This window comes from Ruegeria sp. AB10, from assembly GCF_056542745.1.
In genome coordinates, this window is the sequence record NZ_JBQGAI010000002.1 from 431,569 (window position 1) to 455,405 (window position 23,837).

Sequence of the window (23,837 nt, forward strand, 5' to 3'; positions counted from 1 at the left end):
CTCCTGTGAAACACGATTTCGGAGCTTGACTGATGCAGGACCTGTCCCCCCGCGCGGCTGACCTTTTGGCCCAACGTCTCTACGAGGCCGGATGCCGCCACGCCTTTGGCATGCCGGGCGGAGAAGTTCTGACGCTGGTGGATGCGCTGGAACAGGCGGGGATTACCTTTCACCTGACCAAACACGAAAACGCCGCCGGGTTCATGGCCGAGGCCGTACATCACCGCGACGGCGCGCCTGCGATTCTGGTGGCGACCCTAGGCCCCGGTGCGATGAACGGGATCAACGTGGTCGCCAACGCGCTGCAAGACCGGGTGCCGATGATCGCACTGACCGGCTGCGTCGATGCGGATGAGGCGCTGACCTATACCCATCAGGTCATGGATCATGCGCAGGTCTATCGCTCGATCACCAAGGGGACGTTCACCCTGACCGCGCAAGGGGCGGATATTGTGGCCGACAAGGCGGTGTCGCTGGCCAACCAGCCGCGTCCCGGTCCGGTGCATATCGACGTGCCGATCTCGGTCGCGGATACGCGCGTATCCGGAGTGAAACGCCGCCGCCTCACCAAGCCCGCCGCCGTCGCACCCGAGGGGAATTGCGTTGAAAAAGCCCGCCGCTGGGTGGCCGAGGCCGAGCGGCCCATCGCAATCGTGGGTCTGGACGTGCTCTATGACGACTCGCGCAATGTGGTGCAGGCGTTTCTGGAACATTTCAGTATCCCGTTCGTGACCACCTACAAGGCCAAGGGTGTGGTGCCCGAGGATCACCCCCTGTGCCTTGGCGGCGCGGGTCTGTCACCGCTGGCCGACAAGCATCTGGTGCCGCTGGTCGAACAATCCGATCTGGTGCTGTGTCTGGGTTATGACCCGATCGAGATGCGCCCCGGCTGGCGCGAGATCTGGGATCCCGAGGAAAAGCGCGTCATCGATATCTCTGCCGTGGTCAATGACCACTATATGCATCAGGCCGGGCTGCATCTGGTCGCCCATACAGGCGCCACGCTGGAATCCATCGCCAAAGGCAACCCCGCGCGCGCAACATGGCCGGGTGGTGAGCCTGCGCGGGTCAAGGCCGCCCTGGCGCAGGCCTTTCCCACCGACGACGACTGGGGCCCTGCCGCCGTGATCGCCGAGACCCGCGCCACCCTGCCCGCCGAAACGCTGGCAACCGCCGACAGCGGCGCGCATCGCATCCTGCTGAGCCAGATGTGGGATTGCCATGAAGAACGCGGGCTGATCCAATCCTCGGCGCTGTGCACCATGGGCTGCGCGGTGCCGATGGCAATTGGCCTGAAACTGGCCGAGCCGGACCGCCCGGTGATCAGCTTTTCGGGCGATGCCGGGTTCCTTATGGTCGCCGGAGAGTTGTCGACCGCCGCCGAAATGGGCGGCAACCCGATCTTTCTGGTCTTTGTCGATGCCAGTCTTGCGTTGATCGAGTTGAAACAGCGGCAGCGGCAGATGGGCAATAAGGGCGTCGATTTCGACCGCCACGACTTTGCCGCTATGGGCCGCGCCTTTGGCGGCAACGGCCACACCGTGCGCAACCGGGAAGAATTGCGCGCCGCGTTGAATGCAGCCGTCAAGGCCGACACATTCACCGTGATCGCTGCCGAGATTGATCGTGGAGGATATGATGGCCGCATCTGAGGGACCGCTGAAGGGCGTCAAAGTACTGGACCTGTCCCGCATTCTGGCTGGCCCGACCTGCACTCAGTTGCTGGGCGATTTGGGTGCCAGCGTCATCAAGATCGAAAACCCGGCGACGGGCGGGGACGACACGCGGCAATGGGGTCCTCCTTATGTTGAGGACGCAGACGGCAACCGCTCGGACCTGAGCGCTTACTTCATGTCGACCAACCGTAACAAGAAATCGGTGGCCATTGACATCACCACGCCCGAGGGTCAGGCGCAGATCAAGCGGCTGGCCGCGCACGCGGATATCCTGATCGAGAATTTCAAGCCCGGTGGTCTGGCAAAATACGGGCTGGATTACGCAACCCTGTCGCCAGAGTTTCCCAGCCTCGTCTATTGCTCGATCTCGGGCTACGGCCAGACCGGGCCGAACGCGTCCAAGCCCGGCTACGATTTGATGGCGCAGGGCTATGGCGGGATCATGTCGCTGACCGGCGATCCTGAAGGGGCCCCGATGAAGGTGGGCGTCGGCATCTCTGACGTGATGTGCGGAATGTACGCGACGGTCGGCATTCTGGCCGCGCTGCGCCACCGCGATCAGACCGGCGAAGGCCAGCAGATTGATCTGGCACTGGTCGACACGCAGGTGTCGTGGCTGATCAATGAGGGTGTGAATTACCTGACCTCGGGCGAAGTGCCCCAACGGCGCGGCAACGGTCACCCCAATATCGTGCCCTATGACGTCTACGAAACCGCCGATGGTCACGTCATTCTGGCCGTAGGTAATGACGGCCAGTTCCGCCGCTTTTGCGAGTTCATCGGCCACCCGGAGCTTGCCGACGATCCGCGCTTTGCCACCAACCCGGCGCGGCTGGAAAACCGGGACGCCCTGAACGCGGTGCTGCGCCCGGCGGTGCAGAACCACGCCACTGCAACGGTTATCGCCGAGCTTGAAACCCGCAAGGTGCCGGTCGGCCCGGTGCAGACGCTGGATCAGGTTTTCGCCACGAAACAGGTCGCCGCGCGGCAGATGCAGATCGCCATGCAGGCCGCACCTGGTGAGGTGAGATTGATCGGGAATCCGCTGAAATTGTCCCGCACGCCTGTAACATATCGCAGTGCTCCGCCGGTGTTCGGGGCGGACACTCAGGCTGTTCTGAACGCTGAAAATCCATTCGAAGATTGAAACACGGCGCCTATTTCGGCGGCAAGTTGCTGAAACATGCCGTTGAATCGGCGGTTTTTTTCACGTTTTCCACACACGGCATTTCACCAATTCGAGAGCAGCGGCGATACTGATACGACGCCGCCAAAACCTCTGCTAAATCGAATATTGTAGAAATTCATAATTGGATCGGATCGCACGCATGAAACAAGATGTTTTCGGACAGATGAACACCCTGAGCCAGCCCGCAAGCGTCGAGGCGTGGAATGGTGTTCTGCTTGGCTTCATGGCGCATTCGGCCAGCACCCCGCAGCATTTGGGCAAAGTGCTTGAGCTTGAGCCCGACTTTGCCCTGGGTCACGCGATCAAAGGTCTGTTCATGGTTCTGCTGGGTCGGCGTGAGATGACGGCGGTTGCGGTCGAGGCGCTGGCAGACGCAAATGCCGCGGCAGAGCGGCAGCCGGTTTCCGCGCGCGAACAATTGTATATCGACGCGCTGGGTTTGTATCTGGCCGACCTGCCCTCGCAGGCCATCCAGAAATTCGAAGAGATTCTGCGCGCCCATCCGCAGGACACGCTGGCGATGAAGCTCAGCCACGCGACCCGATTCGTTCTGGGCGACCCGGCCGGAATGCGCCGCTCGATCGAACGGGTGATGCCCGCCTATGCGCCCGATCATCCCGGACGCGGCTATCTGCTGGGCTGCCATTCCTTCGCGCTGGAGGAAACCGGCGCCTATGAAAAGGCCGAGATTGCCGGACGCCAGGCGCTGTGGATGGTATCGGACGACGCCTGGGGTCTGCACGCGGTGGCCCACGTGCATGAAATGACAGGCAACGCGCAGCTGGGCCTGGACTGGCTGGCAGGGCGCGAGGACGCCTGGACCCACTGCAACAACTTCCGTTATCACGTCTGGTGGCACAAGGCGTTGATGCATCTGGATCTGGGTCAGGTCGATCAGGTGATGGAGCTGTATGACAACTATATCCGTCAGGACAAAACCGACGATTACCGCGATATCTCGAACGCGACGTCTCTGCTGTCACGGCTTGAGCTTGAGGGCGTCAATGTCGGCAATCGCTGGGAAGAACTGGCAGACCTCAGCGCCGCACGGACCGAAGATGGCTGCCTGATCTTTGCCGATCTGCACTATCTTCTGGCCCTGACCGGCGACAACCGCAGTGACGCGACCAACAAGATGTTGCAGCGCATTCAAAAGGATGCACAGCGCAATCAGGGGGACACCCCGATCCGCATGTCTGATCCAGGCATTGCAGCCGCCAAGGGGCTTGAGGCCTTTGGCGAAGGCCTCTACGGCGCCGCATTCGACTTTTTATCGAACGCGCGCAGTGGTATGCAACTGGCAGGGGGCAGCCACGCCCAACGTGATGTTTTCGAGCGCATCACAATTGATTCCGGCCTGCGCGCGGGCCGTCTGGATGCTGTCGAGCGCATTCTGGACGATCGCCGCGCCAAACGCGCCGGAGGCGAGGACAATTACGCTCTGGCGCGCCGCGCATTGATAGACGCGGCCCGCGATGACCGGGATGCACAAAGCGTCCCGGCTGAATAACAAAACAAAAAAGACCAAGAAGGACAGAATACGTATGGCGACAGCTTCGCCCGCTTCTGATTTTGCGCCTGTGGTGGCCTCGACGGCCGCCCCTGCGCGTACGCGCGACCCGCGGCTGGATTTCTATCGCGGCATCGCGATGTTCATCATCTTGATCGCGCATATCCCTAACGACCCATGGGCCAAGTGGATACCGGCCCGGTTCGGGTTTTCGGACGCGACCGAAATTTTCGTGTTCTGCTCGGGCATGGCCTCGGCCATCGCATTCGGCGGGGCGTTCCTGCGCAAGGGTTGGTGGATGGGCACGGCCCGTGTCTGCTTCCGCATCTGGCAGGTTTACTGGGCGCATATCGCGCTGTTCTTCTTTGTTGCCATGACCATGGCAGCGCTGGATCAGAGCGGGCTGTTCGAGAAAAGCTATATCTCGTCACTGAACCTGCAACACTTCTTCAACGACCCGGCACCGCAGATCGTCGGGATGTTCACGCTGACGTATGTGCCGAACTATTTCGACATCCTGCCGATGTATCTGGTGGTTCTTGCGATGATGCCGCTGGTCATGGGCCTGTCGCGGATCGGCTTCTGGGCGGTTGCACTGGCCTCGGTCGCGCTGTGGCTGGTGGCACAGACCGACGTTCTGGACCTGCCGGCCGAACCGTGGTCGGACCGTCAGTGGTTCTTCAACCCCTTCGGCTGGCAGCTGCTGTTCTTTACCGGCTTTGCCTTTATGCGCGGCTGGATACCGGCGCCTCCGGTGTCGAAGACGCTGATCTGGGCGGCGGCGCTGTTCCTGATCTTCTCGATGCCGTTCGGTTCGTGGAAAGTGTTCACCTGGATCAACGCGGCAGCCCCCGATCTGGCTGAGGAAATCCGCAAGGTCTGGCCCATTACCAAGGAGCTCCGCGACAAGACCGACTTTGGCCTGTTCCGTTACCTGCACTTCCTGTCGCTGGCCTATCTGGGCTGGGTCATCGCAGGTGAGCACGGCCACCGCCTGATCGCCACCGGACACGGCGCTGCGGCCAAAGTCTGGCAATTCCTGCTGACCGTGATCACCAAGGTCGGGCAGCAATCGCTGGCAGTGTTCGTATTTTCCATGGCAGCAGCACGGCTTATCGGCGTCGGACTGGACCTGAGTGGGCGGGATGTTGCCAGTGTGTTCATCGCAAACATGATTGGCTTTGCCATGATCATCGGCGTTGCTTACATGGCCGCTTGGTTCAAGTCACAACCCTGGAAGTCGAAAAAATGAATTTTACACGTCGCGCATTTCTGGCCTCGACTTCGGCGCTTGCCTTTGCGCCGGCCACCTTTGCCACGGGCGGGGAAACCCCGTTTGACCGCAATGACGTCATCGCGATGGCCCGGGAATTGGCCAGCCAGCCTTATGCCGAACGCGAGATGGTGCCGCAGGAATGGCAGGACCTGACATATCAGCAGTACCGCTCGATCCGGTTCCGTCTGGACCGCGCGCTTTGGTATGAGACCGAGACGCCTTTCAACGTCGATTTCTTTACGCCCGGCTTGTACTTCCCGCGCACGGTTAAAGTGATGACGGTCGAAAACGGCATGGCCGCGCCGGTCGCCTTTGACCTTGGCATGTTCGACAAATCCGAGGATGTGCCGGAACTGCCGGTCGACGACACGCTGGGCTTTTCCGGCCTGCGCCTGCGCACCGAGATGCACCGCCCCGGCAAGACCGACGAGTTCTGCGTCTGGCAAGGGGCCAGCTATTTCCGCGCCATCGGCCTGCACGAGGTCTACGGCCTGTCCGCCCGCGGACTGGCGCTGAAAACCGGCGACCCGGATGGTGAGGAGTTTCCCGAGTTCATCCGCTTTTGGCTGGAACGCCCGAAACCCGGCCGGCGCGACATGGTCGTCCACGCGCTGATGGACAGCCCCAGCGTGACCGGAGCCTATCGCTTCAACGTCACCGCCGGCGCGGATTGCGTGATGGATATCGAGGCCACTCTGTTCCCGCGCGAAGAGCTGACCCATGTCGGCATCGCGCCGGGTACGTCAATGTTCCTGTTCGACCAGACCAATCACAGCCGGTTCGACGATTTCCGCCCTGCAGTGCATGACAGCGACGGCCTGCTGATCCGCAACGGCGCCGGAGAGGTGCTGTGGCGGCCGCTGGCCAACCCCACGCGGCTGCAATTCTCGTCCTTCGTCGACATGAACCCGCGCGGGTTTGGCCTGATGCAGCGGAAACGTGAATTCTCGGACTACGCCGATCTTGAGGCCAACTACCACAAGCGCCCGGGCCTGTGGGTCGAACCCAATGGCGATTGGGGCAAAGGGGCCGTCACGCTGGTCGAGATTCCGGCCGATCAGGAAATCTATGACAACATCGTCGCCTATTGGCGCCCGATGGAACCCTACGCGGCGGGCAGCCAGGTCGATCTGTCCTATCGCCTGATTTGGGGTGAGGAACCGCAGCGCACGCCGATGCCACGCGTGATCAACACGGCGATGGGCGACAATACCTTTGGCGACGGTCGTCTGGCCGTCATCGACTTTGAGGAAAGCGAACTGTTCGACAACCCCGAGGCGATGACGATCTTTGTCGACTCGCCCCATGCCGAAACCTCCGAGGGTGTGCTGCAGCGCAACCCGGATACCGGCGGCCTGCGGCTGGCATTTTCGTTCCAGCCGGGCGACCGCAACCACGTGGAACTGCGCGCGCAGTTGCTGAAAGACAAACAACCGGCCTCTGAGGTCTGGCTTTATCGTTGGACCGCATGACCCAGGACCTTCATATCATGCCCCCCGAGGCGCCTTTGGCCATGCCTGCGCAGGATTTCAGCGCGGATTTCCGGGATGCGCAGGTGCCCGCGAGTCAGCGCCCCTCGGCCGGGTTCTGGCGTACGCTGGCGTTTTCTCCGGCCATGGCGGCCACACTGGGCTTGTTGTGGGTCATGAGCGATTGGTTCGGCGCCGAAGGGATCAACCTGATCGAAGCTATCCTGCTGGCTCTGATCTCTTTCAACTTCTTCTGGATCTCTTTCACAGTTTGCACCGTCTTGCTGGGCATGGTGTCCCTGTCGCGGCAGGAACAGCCGAAACGCGAAACCCGCCCGCAGCCGCTGCGCGTGGCGCTGCTGACGCCAGTCTACAACGAGGTGCCGTGGAACGTGCTGGGCAACGCCCGCACCATGCTCGAGGACCTGCGTGCGCGAGGCGGACAGCACCACTATGCCATGTTCATCCTGTCCGACACCCGCGACCCCGAGATCGCGGCGCAGGAACAGGCCAGTGTCGAGGCGCTGCGCACCACCCTCGCCCCCGGTCTTGAGCTGTATTACCGTCGCCGTGAGGAAAACACCGACCGCAAAGTTGGCAATATCGCCGACTGGGTCAGCCGCTGGGGCGCCGATTGGGACGCGATGCTGGTACTGGATGCCGACAGCCTGATGACCGGGCGCGCCATCCTGCGACTGACGGATTCGCTGGCGCGTGATCCCGGTGCGGGCCTGATCCAAAGCTACCCGCAACTGATCGGCGCGCAGTCAGTCTTTGCCCGGATGCAGCAATTCGCCAATGGCGTCTATGGAATTGCGTTTGCCGAAGGTCTTGCGCGCTGGTGCGGGCAGGAAGGCAACTATTGGGGCCACAACGCTATTATCCGCACCCGGGCCTTTGCCACAAGCGCGGGTCTGCCGAAGCTGCGGGCCTATAACGGTCAGGAAAAGCTGATCATGAGCCACGATTTCGTCGAGGCCGGCCTGCTGCGCCGCGCCGGTTGGGGCGTGCGCTTCCTGCCACGTATTCGTGGCTCTTACGAGGAAACTCCACCCACGCTGATCGACCATGCCCTGCGGGACCGCCGTTGGTGCCAGGGCAACCTGCAGCACCTGAAACTGCTGGGGTCTGCCGGGTTCCGGGCCGTGTCGCGCTTTCACATGTTCCACGGCGCGGTCGGATATCTGATGTCGCCGCTGTGGTTCGCGCTGCTGGTGATGTGGGCGCTGATTGGTCAGGGTGAGGACGCGTCGGTCCTGCATTATTTCAGCCCCGACAACCCGATGTTCCCGCAATGGCCCGAGATGTCGGAAACCCGCCACGTGCTGATCATTCTGGTGATGTACGCGATGCTGCTGGCGCCCAAAGTGCTGGGCGTTCTGGCCCTGCCCCTGAGCGGGGTGCGCTATGCCGAGTTCGGCGGCGGGTCCAAGTTCCTGACCTCTTTCCTGGCCGAGGTGATCCTGTCGATCCTCTATGCCCCGATCCTGATGGTGCAGCAGATGATTGCGGTGTTCCGCACCGCGCTCGGCATCCAAAAGGGCTGGTCCCCGCAGGCACGCGACGGCGGCACCTACAGCCTGCGCACCCTGATCCTGTGCCACACGCTGGAAACCATCAGCGGCGTCGCGCTGAGCGTTGGCATCCTGTCCGGCCTCGTCTCGGTCTGGCTGGCCCCGATCGCGATCAGCCTTGCGCTGGCCATCCCACTGTCCGCGCTCAGCGGTGTCTCGGCTGGTGCGGCACGGCGTATGGTCGGGATGAAAGAAGATTTCCGCGAACCCGCGATCACCCGTTCGGCCCGGCGCCATCGGAAAGAACTAAAGCGTTTGATCGAGGGCAAAGGCACAATGACCCCGGCGGAGTAATGCGCCTTGCGTTTCATTTGAGTTTCGTATCGAAATGCGCGTTCGACCGCAGGGAGAGGCAGCGTATTTCGATGCAAGTCATACGCAAAGCGCTTGGATCAACCGCCGGGCAGACCTTCGTACCAATCCACCATCATGTCCGCCCATCCCTTGGGCACTCCGTGACCGCCGGGGAACAGCGCGAATTCCAACGCGCTGCCTTCGGCGCATCCGGTCCAATAGCGGCGCATGAATTGGCCGGTGGTGGAAAAGCCGCTGGGTTTGGTGTCGGCGCATTCGTTGGCAACGCGCCAGATCTCCAGACCGGCAAAGATGTCGCCCTGATGGAACCGGCCGCCGCCCAGCAGCCGCCCCTCAAGCGGCACTACGTTGTCGGTCCAGCCATGGGTATGGAACATCCGCACCGGGCCGTCACAAGCCTCGGGGTGCGGACGCCAGAACCCTCCCGAGACAGGCACATAGGCTGAAAACGTATCCGGCGCGGCGCAGGCGAGGTAATAGACCATGAACGCACCCGCCGAAAACCCGCCCAGCACCACCCGGCCCGTATCCACCCCGAACCGGTCCGAGGCGTCCTGAACAACCTCAGTCAGAAAAGCCGCTTCATCGCGCCCCTCCCATCCCGGAAAGAAATTCCAACTTTGGCGGCCATTGCGCTCGGACCCTTCCGGCGCCATCACAGCGTAACCCCGCGCCAACAAGGGCTCGACCATGCTGCGGTTTTTCATTGTGCCGATAGCCGTGCCGCCATAGCCGTGCAGAAACACCACCAGCGGCGGGTTGTCCGCCTCGGGCAGTTCGATGTGATAGCCGCCCGAAGCAGTTCCGCACATACCGTCCTGATCAGCACACGCGGCAAGGCCAGCTTGCGCCGCCAGCGTCAACCCGGTGGCCAGCGTCAATTCACGGATCATCCAGTCTCTCCCGTTTTGCGTTGAACCGGCAATCCGGCGCGCACCCATCCCGGTCCTGCGGCCGACCCCAACATACCCTCGGGTACGTCCAGGACATTTGTAAACCCGGCTTCGGTCAACCGGTTGCTCAGACGGGCCGACCGCACCCCACGGGCGCAGATCAACGCGACCGGGGCGCTGCGATCTCCGCCGGTCAGATGCGCCAGCGCTTGTTCGAAATCATCGCGGCGCATATCCAAAGGGTACGCCCCTTCGCCGACACCAGTGGCCCGCCACTCCCGCGGAGTCCGGATGTCCACCAGCAGGATATCGCCCGACAACGCCTGCGCGTGCGCGTCCGCAACGTTCAGTTGGCCGCCCGCATAATCCGGAGGAATCAAGCGATATTCACGAACGGCGAAACCGGTGGCAAGGGCTGCGCCCCCGCCCAGCAAAACCCACCTTCGGGTCCGGTTCACCGTCTCTGTCATACAGTGTCCTCCTGCGCAGACAGGCCGTTTTTACCATACTCGCCAGGTCGGCGCTGTGGTGAAATTCGGCCCGCAGATCAAGTTCGCGTCATTAATCCGCACCTGACCAGCCGCCTGTTTCATCCCCCTAGAATGCAGCGAAATACTTGCAATAGCTGGACAGTCAGAAAATTATCCTTACAAAATCAGGACTACTTTTGACCGCTCAGACCGGAGTATCGCACTTGTCCCTATTCCTCATCGCGGCCCTTCCCTTCCTCGGAGCTGTATTCCCAGCCCTTCTGATCCGGGCAGGACGAAACGCAGCCGCCTCGGCGGCGGGCCTGACCACATTCCTGGCGCTCATGGGGCTGTTGATCCACATCCCCGCAGTCATGCGCGGCGAGGTTGTGACCGCCCGGTTTGAATGGATACCCGCGCTGGGCCTGAATGCGAATTTCATGCTGGACGGTCTGGGGTTCCTGTTTGCCCTGCTGATCCTGGGGATCGGGCTGCTGATCATCCTCTACGCGCGGTTCTACCTGTCGCGCGAGGACCCGATGGGGCAGTTCTACACCTATCTGCTGCTGTTTCAGGGCGCGATGGTCGGTATCGTTCTGTCGGACAACATCCTTCTTCTGCTTATTTTCTGGGAGCTTACATCGCTTAGCTCATTCCTGCTGATCGGGTATTGGAAACACCTGCCCGAGGGCCGCCAGGGCGCCCGTATGGCGCTGGCCGTGACCGGTTCCGGCGGGTTGGCGATGATTGCGGGGATGCTGATCCTGGGCAATATCGTAGGGTCGTATGACCTGAGCGTGATCCTGCAGAACAAAGAGCTGATCCAGGCCTCGCCCTATTACATGCCCGCGCTGATCCTGATCCTGCTGGGCTGTTTCACCAAATCGGCGCAATTCCCGTTCCACTTCTGGCTGCCGCACGCGATGGCCGCGCCAACGCCGGTGTCGGCCTATCTGCACTCGGCCACGATGGTGAAGGCCGGGCTGTTCCTGATGGCGCGGATGTGGCCGGTTCTGGCAGGCACCGATGCGTGGTTCTATATCGTTGCGACCACCGGTCTGGTCACCATGCTGATCGGCGCCTGCATTGCGCTGTTCAAGGATGACCTCAAGGCGCTGCTGGCGTTTTCGACGGTATCGCATCTTGGTCTGGTGACCATGCTGCTGGGCTTTGGCACCAAGATTGCCGCCGTGGCCGCCATTTTCCACATCATCAACCACGCGACCTTCAAGGCTGCGCTGTTCATGACCGCCGGGATCGTTGATCACGAGGCCGGAACCCGCGATATCAAACGTCTGGGCGGGCTGCGGCAGCTGATGCCGATCACCTTTACCATCGGCACGATTGCCGCCCTATCCATGGCAGGCCTGCCGCCGTTGAACGGCTTCCTGTCCAAAGAAATGATGCTGGAGGAAACGGTCCACACCACGTGGCTGCATTCGCACTATCTGGTGCCGGGGTTGGCGCTGCTGGCCGCACTGTTCTCGGCGGCCTATTCCTTCCGTTTCGTCAGCCATGTGTTCCTTGGCCCCCAGCGCACCGATTATCCGCATCACCCGCATGACCCACCTGTCGGGCTGTGGCTGGCCCCGGCCTTCCTTGTGGTGCTGGTGGTGCTGATCGGGCTGCAATCGGCAGCGATCGTCGGGCCTTTGGTTGCGGTTGTGTCCAGCGCCGTGATCGGTGGTGAGAAACTGCCCTATTACTCGCTGAAACTGTGGCATGGGTTCACGCCCGCGCTGTATATGTCGGCTGTAGCAACGCTTGGCGGCCTGTTCCTGCTGGCGCTGCACCGACGGGGAGAGGCGCTGTGGAACGCCCTGCCCCGCCCCGAGGCCAAGACGATCTTTGACGCCGTGATCGGCGCTCTGACCGCGCTCAGCCGCTGGGTGACCGATACGCTGCATAACGGCGTGATCAGCCGCTATGCGATTATCCTGATCGCGTTCACCGTCGGGCTTGGCTACTACGCCTATACGACCGGCACGATTGGCCCGGAGACGCGCGAGCCCCTGCCGATACAGATCATCCCGTTCATCGGTTGGATCTGTCTGGTCGGCGCAACGCTGGCGATCATGTGGTTCCACCGTAACCGCCTGCTGTCGCTGGTACTGATCGGCGTGGTTGGCCTGATCGTCTCAATGGCGTTCAACTATCTCTCGGCACCTGATCTGGCACTGACGCAGATCTCGGTTGAGGTGGTGACGATGATCCTGCTGCTGCTGTCGCTGAACTTCCTGCCTACGGACACACCGTGGGACAGCAGCGCAGCACGACGCTGGCGCGATGCAGCGATCTCGGTTGTGGCAGGTCTTGGTTCTGGCGGGCTGATCTATGCGCTGATGCTGCGGGACTTTGCCTTCCCGACGATCTCCGAGTTCCATCTGGCGAACTCGTACAAAGGCGGTGGCGGTACCAATGTGGTCAACGTGATCCTGGTGGACTTCCGGGGTTTTGATACCTTTGGCGAGATCATCGTTCTGGGCATCGCCGCGTTGATCATCTTTGCCCTGACCGAAGCTGTTCTGGGCTCGAACGTCCGCGCCTATCTGCTGAACCGCAAACCGCATTGGCCACAATCGGGGGACTCGCATCCGCTGATGATGGTGGTGGCGACCCGCGTGATGATGCCGATTGCGCTGATGGTTGGTGCCTACATCTTTTTCCGCGGACATAACCAACCGGGGGGAGGGTTCATCGCCGGTCTGATCGTGGCCATTGCCTATCTGATGCAATACATGGCCAGCGGCTATACTTGGGCCATCGAACGGCAGAGGTTCTACTACCACGGCACAATCGGCTGGGGTGTGCTGATCGCCGCCGCGACCGGTCTGGGCGCGTGGTTCAACGAACGTCCGTTCCTGACCAGCGACTTCGGCTATATCCACTGGCCACCGTTAGAAGAATTCGAATGGGCCACCGCTATCCTGTTTGACACCGGCGTGTTCCTTGCGGTTCTGGGCGCGGTGATGCTGGCGCTGGACAGTCTGTCGCGCTTCGCGTGGCAGCCGGGCATGGCACAGGAATTCCCGATGGATATCAACCCGCTGCGGGACGATCCTCCGGGCGAAGAACAAGAGAAGGAGCAGGCCTGATGGAAGCGCTCGTAGCCTCAGCCGTAGGCATTCTGACCGCTGCCGGGATTTTCCTGATCCTGCGCCGCCGGACATTTCCCGTGATCTTGGGCCTGTCGCTGATCACCTATGCGGTGAACGTGTTTCTGTTCGCCACGGGGCGGCTGGCGCTGGATGCGCCCGCCGTTTTGAACAAATACGAAGAGGTGCCCTATACCGACCCGCTGCCACAGGCGCTGGTGCTGACGGCCATCGTGATCTCGTTCGGGATGACAGCGGTGATCGTGATGATCGCACTTTCGGCCTATCTGTCCTCGAAGGATGACCATATCGACATGACCGCGCAGGACAGCGTGGACGCGCCGGGAGAAGACGCATGAACCACTGGATCGTAGCGCCGATCGTCCTGCCCGCGATCCTGGCCCCGTTCATCATCATGGTCCTGCGATACCACCTGGACCTGCAGCGCATCTTCTCGGTCGCCGGAGTTGTGGGTCTGTTGGGGATCGCCCTGACCATCACCGCGCAGGCCTCTGGCGGCGATATTCAGGTCTATGAGCTGGGCAACTGGCCTGCGCCCTTCGGCATCGTGATGGTGCTGGACCGCCTGTCGGCCATGATGGTTCTGCTGACCGCGCTGCTGGCCCTGCCCATAGTGCTTTACGCCATTGCGTCAGGCTGGGACGACCGGGGCAAGCACTTCCACGCACTGTTCCATTTTCAGCTCATGGGGGTCTGCGGCGCCTTCCTGACCGGCGACGCATTCAACCTGTTCGTGTTCTTCGAGGTTCTGCTGATCGCATCTTACGGCCTGATGACACATGGCGGTGGGGCGGTGCGCCTGAAGGCAGGCGTTCAGTATGTGGCCTATAACCTGATTGGTTCGACCCTGTTCCTTTTTGCGCTGGGGACGCTTTATGCGGTGACTGGGACGCTGAACATGGCGGATATGGCAATGCGCGTGGCGGAACTGCCCGCCGACGATACGGCGCTGCTGCGCGTCGGCGCGGTGCTGTTGCTGCTGGTGTTCTGCATTAAGGCCGCCGTGCTGCCGCTGCATTTCTGGCTGCCCGCCAGTTATGCCAACGCGCCCCTGCCCGTGGCCGCGCTGTTCGCCATCATGACCAAGGTCGGCGCCTACTCGATCGTGCGGATGTATACGCTGGGCTTCGGACCCGAGGTTGAGGCGACGCAAGGTCTGGTGGGCGCTTGGCTGCAACCGGCGGCGCTGGTGACGCTGGCCGTTGGAGTTATCGGCATTCTGGGAACGCAGCACATCGCGCGGATGGTCGCCTTTTGCGCCATTGCGTCGATGGGCACGCTGTTGATTGCGATTTCGCTGTTCACGGAAACGGCCACCGCTGCGGCGCTCTACTACATCTATCACTCGACCCTTGCGACGGCACTGCTGTTCCTTGTCGCCGATCTGGTGATGGAGCGCCGGGGTGGCGCAATCGAACCCAAGGCGCCAATGCCGCAGAGCGGTCTGATCTCGGCCCTGTTTTTTGTCGGCGCCATCGCGCTGGCGGGGATGCCACCGCTGTCGGGCTTCATCGGCAAGCTGCTGGTGCTAGACGCATCCCGCAACGCGCCGGATGCAAACGCGATCTGGGCCGTTGTCCTGATCGGGTCGTTTGTCACCATCGTCGGGCTGGCACGCGCGGGCTCACTGATCTTCTGGAAAAGCCACGACGCGCAACACAACCCAACGCCAGAAGCCGAAGAAGAAGCTCCCGCCCAACCCGCGCCCGAACCCAACGCAGGGTTGGCCTTCACGTCCGTCTTCGGGCTGGTGCTGGGCCTTGTCATGCTGACCCTGTTCGCGGGTCCGGCCCTGACCTATGCTGGCAAAACAGCCGAGCAGTTGTTCACACCTGAACACTATATCTCGGCCGTTCTGGGAGGAGAGGAATGATGAGACTTCTGCACCGGATTTTCCCGCACCCGCATCTGACCATCCTGCTGACGATTGTGTGGGTTCTGCTGGCCAACAAAGCCTCGCTGAACTCGCTGGTCTTTGGCCTGATCCTTGGGATCATCATCCCGTTCATCACTCAGCCCTACTGGCCCGACCGCCCCAAGCTGCGGAACTGGCCGATGGTGGTTGAATACATGCTGGTGGTGCTGTGGGACATCGTGATTGCCAATATCACTGTTGCGCGGATCATCCTGTTCAAACGCGATGCTGACCGGCAACCCAACTGGATCTGCGTCCCACTGGAACTGCGCACGCCCGAGGCGATCACCGTTCTGGCCGGAACCATCACCATGACCCCCGGCACCGTCAGCTCGGACCTGTCGGCGCAGGGGCACAACCTGCTGGTTCACTGCCTGGACGCGCCAGACCCCGACGCGGTACGCGATCAGATCAAACAGCGCTATGAACGTCGCCTGAAGGAGATTTTCGAATGATCGAGGTTGCGATCTGGTTTGCCTTCGCCTGTTTTGGAACGGCCATCATGCTGTGCCTTTACCGGATCATCTCGGCCGAAGGGGTCGGAACCCGCGTTCTGGCGTTGGATACGATGGTGATCAACACCATCGCGCTGATGATCCTTTACGGGCTGCACTTGGGAACCGAGATTTTCTTCGAGGCCGCCATGATCATCGCCATGCTCGGCTTTGTTTCAACCGTGGCCTATGCGCGCTTCATGCTGCGCGGCAATATCATCGAGTGAGGGCGACATGGAGTTCATTTTCGAAATTCTGATCGCCTTTTTCCTGATCATCTCGGGCATCTTCGGCTTTGTCGGATCGTTCGGGATGATCAAGCTGAAAGACCCGATGTCCCGCCTGCACGCACCCACCAAGGCGACCACTCTGGGTGTGGGTGGCGTGTTGCTGGCGTCGATCTGCCACTCGGTATTGCTGGAGGGCAAACTGTCCCTGCATGAGCTGCTGATCACCCTGTTCCTGTTCCTGACTGCACCGATCACGGCCCTGTTCATTGCCAAATGGCACATTCACCGCCATGAAAAGCCCAGCGACCTGCCGGACGCGGGCGAGGATGAGCTTTGGGCCACCCACGCGGTCGAACAGGTCGAAGACGTCCCTGAACACACGGCGAATTAAAGCTCATGCATCACCCTCCGTTGCCCCTGACCCGCGATCTGGTTCTGATTGGCGGCGGGCATACTCATGCGCTGGTACTGCGAAAATGGGGGATGAACCCGGTGCCCGGGGCGCGGGTGACAGTAATCAACCCCGGCCCCACTGCGCCCTATTCCGGAATGCTGCCCGGATTTGTCGCGGGGCACTATGAGCGCGACGAACTGGATATCGATCTGGTGCGCTTGGCCCGGTTCGCCGATGCGCGCGTCATCCTTGGCCCGGTCGAAGGGATCGATATTGATCGGCGTCTGGTTCACGTGCCTGATCGCCCTCCGGTCGCGTTCGACGTCGCCTCGGTCAATGTGGGGATCACCTCGGACATGCCCGCCCTGCCCGGTTTTGGCGACCATGCGATCCCCGCCAAGCCTCTGGGGCCTTTCGCGGCGCGGTGGGCGGAATATCAGGAGGGCACCGGCCCAGCCTCGGTCGCTGTGATCGGTGGCGGCGTGGCGGGGGTTGAGCTGGTGATGGCCATGGCCCACGCCCTGCGCGCCAAAGGCCGTGCGGCGCAGGTGACATTGATCGATAACGCGCAAGCCCTGACGGCGACAAAGCCAAAGGCGGGCGCGACCATTCGCAAGGCAATGGCGGATCTGGGTGTCGATCTGCTCGAAAACACAAGCATTTCCCGCATTGAGGCCGATCATATTGTTCTGGGTGATGGCCGCAAAATTCCGGCCGGTTTCGTGACCGGCGCTGCCGGCGCCCGCCCCTATGGCTGGATCGCCCAGACGGGTCTTGATCTGCAGGACGGCTACATCCGCGTAAACGGGTTCCTGCAATCCAGCGACCCCGTGATCTTTGCCGCCGGGGATTGTGCCCATCTGTCGGAAAGCCCGCGCCCCAAGGCTGGGGTTTATGCAGTCCGAGAGGCTCCGGTCCTGTTCAATAACCTGCGCGCCGCGTTGGGGGCAGGACGGATGCGGCGGTACAGACCGCAGAGGGATTACCTGAAACTGATCTCGCTGGGCGGCAAATCCGCATTGGCCGAGCGGCTGGGCACTTCCTTCAGCGGGCCATTGATGTGGCGTTGGAAGAACCATATCGACCAGAGTTTCATGAACAGGTTCCGCGACCTCCCCGAAATGGCGCGCCCTTCAATCCCGCGCCTTCACGCAGCCGGGCTGCAAGAAGCACTGGGCGACAAGCCCATGTGCGGCGGCTGCGGTGCAAAGGTCGGGCGCAGCGCTCTGCGGGCTGTGCTGGGCGACCTGCCCGTGCCAGCGCGCGCCGACATCACCCCCCTGCCCGGAGACGACGCGGCCCTGCTGACAATAGGTGGGGCGCGGCAGGTGATGACCTCGGACCATTTGCGCGGTTTCACCAATGACCCGGCACTGATGACCCGCATCGCCGCCGTTCACGCGCTGGGGGATATCTGGGCCATGGGCGCTAGCCCGCAAGCGGCAACCGCAACGATCATCCTGCCCCGCATGTCGCCGGACTTGCAGCACCGGACTATGGCCGAGATCATGGCCACCGCAACCGAGGTCATGCGCGACGCCGGGGCCGAGATCGTCGGCGGCCACAGCTCGATGGGCGATGAGATGACCATCGGCTTCACCCTGACCGGCCTGTGTGAGGATGACCCGATCACCCTGTCGGGTGCACGCCCGGGTGACGTGCTGATATTGACCAAACCCCTGGGCAGCGGTGTATTAATGGCGGCCGAAATGGCTGGCAAGGCTCGGGGCGAATGGGTTGTCGATGCCCTCCGGCAAATGGTTCAGCCGCAGGGCGTAGCCTCACACATTCTGGCAGGCGCCCATGCGATGACTGACGTGACGGGCTTTGGTCTGGCCGGACATCTGCTGGGTATGTGCGAGGCGTCTGACTGCGGCGCTTCCCTTGATCTGTACGCAATTCCACTGATGGCTGGCGCGCAGGAGTTGAGCGCCCAGGGCGTCCGCTCAACGATTTTCGACGAGAACCGGTCCACCATCCCGGACTTTCCGTTTGGCGACAAGGCTGACCTGTTGTTCGACCCGCAAACTGCCGGAGGACTGCTGGCCGCTGTCGCACCCGACCAGGCGCAGGGGCTGTGCGAAAAGCTGAGACACGCGGGCTACCCGGCAGTCATCATCGGACACATGTCCGACACGCCGGGCCTGCGGCTTCAAAGCTGATCCAATATCCGTTCGATGCGCGCGGCCATTTCGTTCAGGCCCGCGTCGTCCAACGTGGCCGCATCGACCCACGCCACAACCTCGGCGGTGCGGGCGCGGCTGGATTTGGCATAGGACGGATCATAATGCTGCTCCATCAGCGCCCGTGTCAGTGCCTGTTTGTCGCCAGCGTCGATCAGGGCAAGCCAGCCATCCACCACCTCGTGCCCCCGGTGGAACCGCAGCGGAGAAAGCCGGTCCCGCAACCGCTCGGCATCCGAAAGAATATCGTCATAGGCGCGGGCCAGATAGGCGGTGCGGGCCTCAATCGAGGCGTGAACCTGAATGCGCGGCGCGCTGCGCAAAGCGGCCCACAGGCTGGGCGGCAGGATCAGGGTCCCGATCTTGGACGACTCTGCCTCGACCGCAACCGGGCGCGCCGGATCAAGCTCGCACAATACTGCGGCCAGAGCGGATTCAAACGCTTTCTGGCTGGGCTGCCCGCCGGGCATCTCACCCAGCAATGAGCCGCGATGATTGGCCAGACCTTCAAGGTCCAGAACCTGAACGCCGCGCGTTTTCAGATGCGCCAGAAGGTCGGTCTTTGCGGTGCCCGTGTAGCCGTCCAACGCGATTAGACGATGTGGCAAGTGGTCCTGATACAGAAACTGGTTCACCAGACGGCGATAGGTGCGATACCCGCCTTCGACCACTTCGGCCCGCCAACCGATCTGTTGCAGCATCCAGGTGAACGATCCCGACCGCTGCCCGCCCCGCCAGCAATAGACCAGAGGCTTCCAGCCGCCCTCGTGATGCGACAGGCTTTGCTCGATGTGATTGGCAGCGTTGCGGAACACCAGCGCCGCGCCCAGTTTGCGGGCCAGAAAGGGGCTTTCCTGCACATAGATCGTGCCCACCCGGGCGCGTTCTTCATTGTCCAGAACCGGAAGATTGATGGCGCCGGGCAGATGATCCTCGGCAAACTCGGCCGGGCTGCGCACATCGATCACCGCATCGAAGTCATGCGCATAAAGGCTGGGCAGGTCGGTGAAGTTCAAAGCCATATCAAGGGTCTATCCTGCCAAGCCCGCATTGAAAAGGCACACCGTCAGGCCGAGATCGGCTCGATCAGGTCGGACCCGCTGGCGCGGTTCGAGTTTACCGCCGGGTCAACGCGGTAAAAGTCCAGCACATCCTCGGCGCCGGGCCGCATCAGGCGCGCGGCCCCCTTCCCGGCCTCGCCCAGCCACAGAGGCCAGTCGTCAGGTTCAAGGATCAGCGGCGTCCGGTGGTGAACGGCGCTGAGGTGTTTGTTGGCGGGCGTCGTCACGATGGCACAGGTGCCTTGCCGGACCTCGTCAGCGCCCCAGTCCTGCCAGACCCCTGCAAAGGCGATCGGCGCTCTGTCCTTACGCCGGATATACCAGGGCTGGCGCGTGCCCTGTTCAGTCTTGGTCCATTCGTAAAACCCGGTCGCCACGATCAGGCACCGCCGTTCACGGCAGGCAGCGCGAAACGCAGGCTTTTCGGCCAGCGTCTCGGCCCGCGCATTGATCAGCAGCGGACCGGCCGTTTCGGTCTTGTACCAATGCGGCAGAAACCCCCAGCGCAGAGGGTCCAGCCTGCGCCCGCCTTCGCCGGCGCGGACCACGTGTACCTGATTTGTCGGACAGACGTTGAAACTCGGCACCGCAGGCAGCGTGTTCGCCGGGCGTGCAGAAAACAGCTGCGCCATCGCGTCATTGGCAAGGGTTATTGCAAACCGTCCGCACATGGGTAATGAACCATCAATAATCGTTTCATACAGGCACAGGGTGTCACGGGGTCACATGCAAAATCAAACAGCGAAAACCCTCAAAGGCAAGGCAGTGGCTGCTCTGGATGCGGGCAAGCTGCAACAGGCGCTGAAAAAGGCACAGCTGGGCGTCAAGAAATTCCCCAAGGATTCAGACTTTCACGCCATATCGGGCTTTGTGCTGACCGAGATGAAACAATACAAGAAATCCATACCTCATTTCGTCGAAGCGTCCCGGATGAAGCCCGAAGATCCGCAATTCGTGGAAAACCTGGCCAATGCCCTGATGCAGACCGGTCAGATCGAAAAAGCCTTGGAATACACGGAACAGAAGCTTGAAAAGTTCCCCAACAACAAGGAACTGAACCGGGTTCTGGACGAGATCCACCTTAAAGGCAATGACTGGCGCGTGATTGTCGAACATGCCAGCAAGAGACTGGAAAGCGACCCTGATAACGTCGGCCTTTTGACAAGACGGGCGCGGGCATACTCGATAATCGGTTTTGTCGAAGAAAACTCGAACGATGTCGCCCGTGCATATGAGCTTGCACCTGACGACAAGAAGATCGCCTTTATGAAATCATTGAACTTGCATCAGCAAGGCGACAAAACCGGGTCCACAGAGATCTTGCAGCGTATTTTGGCGGAAGACCCCGGCCACGCGGCGTCTCTGTTGCAGATGTCGACAATGGCCGGGCCCAAAGACGCGGCGCATCTGCTGGACGCAGTCGAGACAGCCATATCGAACAGTGAAAACGAGATTTCGGAGCTAGAATTCGCAAAGGCGCATCTGATCTCGAAAACGGAAGGTATGGATGTCGCCATGCCACAGTTTGCACGCGCCAACGCGCTGCAGCATGACGTCAATCCTTACAATTTTGACGAAGCCGAAAAGCGTTTTCACACGATCACCGCGCTTTTCCCGGAAGAAAAAGATGCCCCACAAGCTGATCTGAGCCCCCCCCCCGTTCCCATTTTTGTCGTGGGTCAACCCCGCTCGGGCACCACGCTGATGGAGATGATGCTGAGCGCAGCCCCCGACATTGCAGGTTGCGGAGAGCTGACCCTTGGGCCAGATTTGTCGCTTGCCTATGAGACGGGTGACCGGAGTTTCAACGAAGAAGAGGCTGCCGAGTTTGGGCGCGCGTACCGCAAGCTGATGCCGCCAATTCCCGCAGGATCGGTCGCTTTTGTTGACAAGATGCCTCACAATTTTCAACGCGTCGGATTTCTGCTGTCCGCCTTCCCGAACGCAAAAATCATCAACATGCTGCGCGACCCGCGCGATGTCGGCTTGTCCAAATGGAAGGTCAGGTTCCCTGCGGGGGGTATGCACTATGCATCGAACCAGGAATCCATCGCACATACCGCAAACCTTTACCGCCGCTACATGGCCCATTGGGATGCCGTGTTCGGAGACCGTATTCTGACCGTGCCTTACGAAAAACTTGTGGCCGACCCACAAATCTGCAGCCAGCAGGTCGCCGCGTTCTGCGGTATCGAGTGGACCGAAACAATGATGCGCCCCGAGGAAAATACCAAGCAGGTCAGAACGGCCAGTATCGACCAGGTCCGCAACAAGATCTCGACCAAATCGGTTGGGGGCTGGCAAAGCGTGTCCGAGCATCTGCGCCCGATGCTCGACGGCTTCGATCCGGCGCTTTGGCCGGAATACGACCTCGGCTGAGCAAGCAGGAAAACCAAAGGCCGCATCGGGTGATGCGGCCTTTTTTGTTGTTACAGCGCAGGGTTATTTCTGCTTGATACGGCCGTCCAGATAGGGCTGATAGGGCGCGTTTTCGGCCAGATACTCGGCCGCGACGTCGGCCAGATCAGGGCCAAAATCATAAGCATTCTTGTCATCGCCCGTAAACATTGTGTAGCCATTCCCACCATTGCGAAGGTAGTTATTCGTCACCACCAAATATGTCGCTGTTGGATCAATCGGCTCAGCGCCATTCTCTTTGACCACCATTACGTCACTGACACGGCCTTCATTGGGCGCAATTTCCGGATCCCAAGTGAAGGTTAGGCCAGCCACCTGCGGAAACCGGCCGTCGACTTCGTCCACTTTGCTCACACCACTTTCCAAGGCATCAATCACACCTTGCCCGCTCAGCTCAAAAGTCGAAAGCGTGTTCTGAAAGGGCAGAACCGTCATCACTTCACCCATGGTGATGTCGCCGGAATCTATCGAAGCCCGCAGCCCGCCAGAGTTTGCTATCGCGATCTGAACGCCCTGATCGGCAACACGCGCCAGCATGGCGTCGGCCACCAGATTGCCCATCTCGCATTCCTGCACACGACAGACAGACCGGTCCCCTTCGATGTCATCTGCGGCGTTCGCCACTACTTTGTTGCGAATTTCGTCAAGCGGCACGGCCAACTCGGCGATACGGTCCAGGGCGGCCTGATCCTCGGTCACGGTGTTGTCCATGATCAGCGGCTCGCCCACCGCCTCGACCACGTTGCCGTCATCGTCGAAGGTTACGTTCAACTCTCCCAGAAACTTGCCATAGGCATAGGCCTGCACGATCTGAACACCGTTGACCTCGGTCGGATACGGGCCTGCGGCCTTGTCGGACACGTTCGACAGATAGGTGTTCGAATGGCCGCCTACGATCACGTCCACTCCACTGGTTTCCTGCGCTACGCGTTGGTCCACACGATAGCCGGAATGGCTGAGAACGATGATTTTGTTTACGCCCTCTCCGGTCAACCTGTCCACTTCGGCCTGCACTGCGGGGGCCGGATCAGAGAAGCTGATGTTTGGACCGGGCGAGGAGATTTCATGCGTGTCTTCCGGTGTCAGACCAATCAGACCGATCTGTTCTCCACCCACTTCAATGACGGTCGATTTCTTGATCTTGTCGGTCAGCAGTTCTTCGTCACGGATATCCGCGTTCGACATCAGCACCGGGAAATCCACCGAGTCGATGAACCCGCGCAGCACTTCGGGGCCGTCATCGAATTCATGGTTACCCACGGTCATCGCATCATAGCCCAGCTTGTTCATGAACTCGGCCGCAACCTGACCCTTGTAGTAGGTGTAGAACAACGAGCCCTGAAACTGGTCTCCTCCATCGACGAGGATCGAGTTGCCAGCCCGCTCGCGCGCCTCGTTAACGGCCGTTACAAGGCGGGCGGATCCGCCGAAACACTTGCCTTCTGCATTGTCTTCTGCATCGCATCCGCTGTCATACTTGTTGATCGGCTCAAAGCGCGCGTGGAAATCGTTGGTGTGCAGAATCGTCAGCTTGTATTCTGCCGCGGCCATGCCCGCGGTCAGGCCCAGAACAGCCACTGACGCCAGAAAACGGGTGAACATATTGATACTCCCTGTAATTGATTGACGCGATGGTGCGCCCAGCGGCAGGAAG

General features: G+C 61.2%; 19 protein-coding genes. 14 read left to right on the top strand and 5 right to left on the bottom strand.

Going from position 1 to position 23,837, the window contains the following annotated elements; all coding sequences use genetic code 11:
- Positions 1–32 precede the first annotated feature (32 nt).
- The 6 genes from ACR0NT_RS07150 to mdoH all read left to right on the top strand — a co-directional run bounded on the left by ACR0NT_RS07150 (position 33) and on the right by mdoH (position 8,988).
- A complete protein-coding gene (locus ACR0NT_RS07150; protein WP_170672085.1) occupies positions 33–1,652 on the top strand; it encodes a thiamine pyrophosphate-binding protein in 1,620 nt (539 codons plus the stop codon).
- On the top strand, positions 1,639–2,823 hold the full coding sequence (locus ACR0NT_RS07155; RefSeq protein WP_170672087.1) for a CoA transferase: 1,185 nt from the start codon (positions 1,639–1,641) through the stop codon (positions 2,821–2,823). The genes ACR0NT_RS07150 and ACR0NT_RS07155 overlap by 14 nt, the downstream gene beginning before the upstream one ends.
- 181 nt (positions 2,824–3,004) lie before the next feature.
- Complete coding sequence (locus ACR0NT_RS07160; protein ID WP_170672089.1) at positions 3,005–4,375, top strand: tetratricopeptide repeat protein; 1,371 nt, start codon at positions 3,005–3,007, stop codon at positions 4,373–4,375.
- A gap of 34 nt (positions 4,376–4,409) precedes the next feature.
- On the top strand, positions 4,410–5,627 hold the full coding sequence (locus tag ACR0NT_RS07165; RefSeq protein WP_170672091.1) for an OpgC domain-containing protein: 1,218 nt from the start codon (positions 4,410–4,412) through the stop codon (positions 5,625–5,627).
- Entirely contained in the window at positions 5,624–7,123 is a 1,500-nt protein-coding gene (locus tag ACR0NT_RS07170; RefSeq protein ID WP_170672093.1) for a glucan biosynthesis protein G, read from the top strand. Before ACR0NT_RS07165 ends, ACR0NT_RS07170 begins: the two co-directional genes overlap by 4 nt.
- Positions 7,120–8,988, top strand: coding sequence for a glucans biosynthesis glucosyltransferase MdoH (mdoH, locus tag ACR0NT_RS07175; protein WP_170672096.1), 1,869 nt, complete (start codon positions 7,120–7,122; stop codon positions 8,986–8,988). Before ACR0NT_RS07170 ends, mdoH begins: the two co-directional genes overlap by 4 nt.
- Positions 8,989–9,086: 98 nt before the next feature.
- On the opposite strand, the gene ACR0NT_RS07180 is transcribed toward mdoH, so the two are convergent.
- A complete protein-coding gene (locus ACR0NT_RS07180) occupies positions 9,087–9,902 on the bottom strand; it encodes a PHB depolymerase family esterase (RefSeq protein WP_170672098.1) in 816 nt (271 codons plus the stop codon).
- Complete coding sequence (locus ACR0NT_RS07185) at positions 9,899–10,372, bottom strand: rhodanese-like domain-containing protein (protein ID WP_170672100.1); 474 nt, start codon at positions 10,370–10,372, stop codon at positions 9,899–9,901. Before ACR0NT_RS07185 ends, ACR0NT_RS07180 begins: the two co-directional genes overlap by 4 nt.
- Before the next feature lie 224 nt (positions 10,373–10,596).
- Between ACR0NT_RS07185 and ACR0NT_RS07190 the strand changes: the two genes are divergently transcribed.
- The 7 genes from ACR0NT_RS07190 to selD are packed head-to-tail and all read left to right on the top strand — an operon-like array spanning position 10,597 to position 18,683.
- Positions 10,597–13,467, top strand: a complete 2,871-nt coding sequence (locus tag ACR0NT_RS07190) for a monovalent cation/H+ antiporter subunit A (protein ID WP_170672102.1) — start codon at positions 10,597–10,599, stop codon at positions 13,465–13,467.
- Entirely contained in the window at positions 13,467–13,826 is a 360-nt protein-coding gene (locus tag ACR0NT_RS07195) for a Na+/H+ antiporter subunit C (protein ID WP_170672104.1), read from the top strand. The genes ACR0NT_RS07190 and ACR0NT_RS07195 overlap by 1 nt, the downstream gene beginning before the upstream one ends.
- A complete protein-coding gene (locus tag ACR0NT_RS07200; protein ID WP_170672107.1) occupies positions 13,823–15,361 on the top strand; it encodes a monovalent cation/H+ antiporter subunit D in 1,539 nt (512 codons plus the stop codon). The genes ACR0NT_RS07195 and ACR0NT_RS07200 overlap by 4 nt, the downstream gene beginning before the upstream one ends.
- A complete protein-coding gene (locus ACR0NT_RS07205) occupies positions 15,361–15,858 on the top strand; it encodes a Na+/H+ antiporter subunit E (protein WP_170443865.1) in 498 nt (165 codons plus the stop codon). The genes ACR0NT_RS07200 and ACR0NT_RS07205 overlap by 1 nt, the downstream gene beginning before the upstream one ends.
- A complete protein-coding gene (locus tag ACR0NT_RS07210) occupies positions 15,855–16,124 on the top strand; it encodes a K+/H+ antiporter subunit F (protein ID WP_170400169.1) in 270 nt (89 codons plus the stop codon). The genes ACR0NT_RS07205 and ACR0NT_RS07210 overlap by 4 nt, the downstream gene beginning before the upstream one ends.
- Positions 16,125–16,131: 7 nt before the next feature.
- Positions 16,132–16,518, top strand: a complete 387-nt coding sequence (locus ACR0NT_RS07215; protein WP_170443061.1) for a Na+/H+ antiporter subunit G — start codon at positions 16,132–16,134, stop codon at positions 16,516–16,518.
- A gap of 5 nt (positions 16,519–16,523) precedes the next feature.
- Positions 16,524–18,683: a selenide, water dikinase SelD gene (selD, locus tag ACR0NT_RS07220; protein ID WP_170443058.1), complete on the top strand. Its 2,160-nt coding sequence runs from the start codon at positions 16,524–16,526 to the stop codon at positions 18,681–18,683.
- Here selD and mnmH read toward each other — a convergent pair.
- Both mnmH and ACR0NT_RS07230 read right to left on the bottom strand, forming a co-directional pair.
- Positions 18,674–19,726 carry a tRNA 2-selenouridine(34) synthase MnmH gene (gene mnmH, locus ACR0NT_RS07225; protein ID WP_170443056.1) on the bottom strand — a complete coding sequence of 351 codons (1,053 nt, stop codon included), beginning with the start codon at positions 19,724–19,726 and terminating at the stop codon, positions 18,674–18,676. The genes selD and mnmH overlap by 10 nt on opposite strands.
- 44 nt (positions 19,727–19,770) lie before the next feature.
- Positions 19,771–20,436, bottom strand: a complete 666-nt coding sequence (locus ACR0NT_RS07230; RefSeq protein ID WP_170672109.1) for an SOS response-associated peptidase — start codon at positions 20,434–20,436, stop codon at positions 19,771–19,773.
- Between the two features lie 55 nt (positions 20,437–20,491).
- Here ACR0NT_RS07230 and ACR0NT_RS07235 point away from each other — a divergent pair, with 55 nt between their 5' ends.
- Positions 20,492–22,144, top strand: a complete 1,653-nt coding sequence (locus tag ACR0NT_RS07235; RefSeq protein WP_170672111.1) for a tetratricopeptide repeat-containing sulfotransferase family protein — start codon at positions 20,492–20,494, stop codon at positions 22,142–22,144.
- Between the two features lie 63 nt (positions 22,145–22,207).
- Here ACR0NT_RS07235 and ACR0NT_RS07240 read toward each other — a convergent pair whose 3' ends face one another.
- Positions 22,208–23,785, bottom strand: coding sequence for a bifunctional metallophosphatase/5'-nucleotidase (locus ACR0NT_RS07240; protein ID WP_170443050.1), 1,578 nt, complete (start codon positions 23,783–23,785; stop codon positions 22,208–22,210).
- Between the last annotated feature and the right edge of the window lie 52 nt (positions 23,786–23,837).

Coding starts and splice junctions, on each gene's coding strand:
- ACR0NT_RS07150 (WP_170672085.1), top strand. CDS start 33: ATGCAGGACCTGTCCCCCCGCGCGGCTGACCTTTTGGCCCAACGTCTC.
- ACR0NT_RS07155 (WP_170672087.1), top strand. CDS start 1,639: ATGGCCGCATCTGAGGGACCGCTGAAGGGCGTCAAAGTACTGGACCTG.
- ACR0NT_RS07160 (WP_170672089.1), top strand. CDS start 3,005: ATGAAACAAGATGTTTTCGGACAGATGAACACCCTGAGCCAGCCCGCA.
- ACR0NT_RS07165 (WP_170672091.1), top strand. CDS start 4,410: ATGGCGACAGCTTCGCCCGCTTCTGATTTTGCGCCTGTGGTGGCCTCG.
- ACR0NT_RS07170 (WP_170672093.1), top strand. CDS start 5,624: ATGAATTTTACACGTCGCGCATTTCTGGCCTCGACTTCGGCGCTTGCC.
- mdoH (WP_170672096.1), top strand. CDS start 7,120: ATGACCCAGGACCTTCATATCATGCCCCCCGAGGCGCCTTTGGCCATG.
- ACR0NT_RS07180 (WP_170672098.1), bottom strand. CDS start 9,902: ATGATCCGTGAATTGACGCTGGCCACCGGGTTGACGCTGGCGGCGCAA.
- ACR0NT_RS07185 (WP_170672100.1), bottom strand. CDS start 10,372: ATGACAGAGACGGTGAACCGGACCCGAAGGTGGGTTTTGCTGGGCGGG.
- ACR0NT_RS07195 (WP_170672104.1), top strand. CDS start 13,467: ATGGAAGCGCTCGTAGCCTCAGCCGTAGGCATTCTGACCGCTGCCGGG.
- ACR0NT_RS07200 (WP_170672107.1), top strand. CDS start 13,823: ATGAACCACTGGATCGTAGCGCCGATCGTCCTGCCCGCGATCCTGGCC.
- ACR0NT_RS07205 (WP_170443865.1), top strand. CDS start 15,361: ATGAGACTTCTGCACCGGATTTTCCCGCACCCGCATCTGACCATCCTG.
- ACR0NT_RS07210 (WP_170400169.1), top strand. CDS start 15,855: ATGATCGAGGTTGCGATCTGGTTTGCCTTCGCCTGTTTTGGAACGGCC.
- ACR0NT_RS07215 (WP_170443061.1), top strand. CDS start 16,132: ATGGAGTTCATTTTCGAAATTCTGATCGCCTTTTTCCTGATCATCTCG.
- selD (WP_170443058.1), top strand. CDS start 16,524: ATGCATCACCCTCCGTTGCCCCTGACCCGCGATCTGGTTCTGATTGGC.
- mnmH (WP_170443056.1), bottom strand. CDS start 19,726: ATGGCTTTGAACTTCACCGACCTGCCCAGCCTTTATGCGCATGACTTC.
- ACR0NT_RS07230 (WP_170672109.1), bottom strand. CDS start 20,436: ATGTGCGGACGGTTTGCAATAACCCTTGCCAATGACGCGATGGCGCAG.
- ACR0NT_RS07235 (WP_170672111.1), top strand. CDS start 20,492: ATGCAAAATCAAACAGCGAAAACCCTCAAAGGCAAGGCAGTGGCTGCT.
- ACR0NT_RS07240 (WP_170443050.1), bottom strand. CDS start 23,785: ATGTTCACCCGTTTTCTGGCGTCAGTGGCTGTTCTGGGCCTGACCGCG.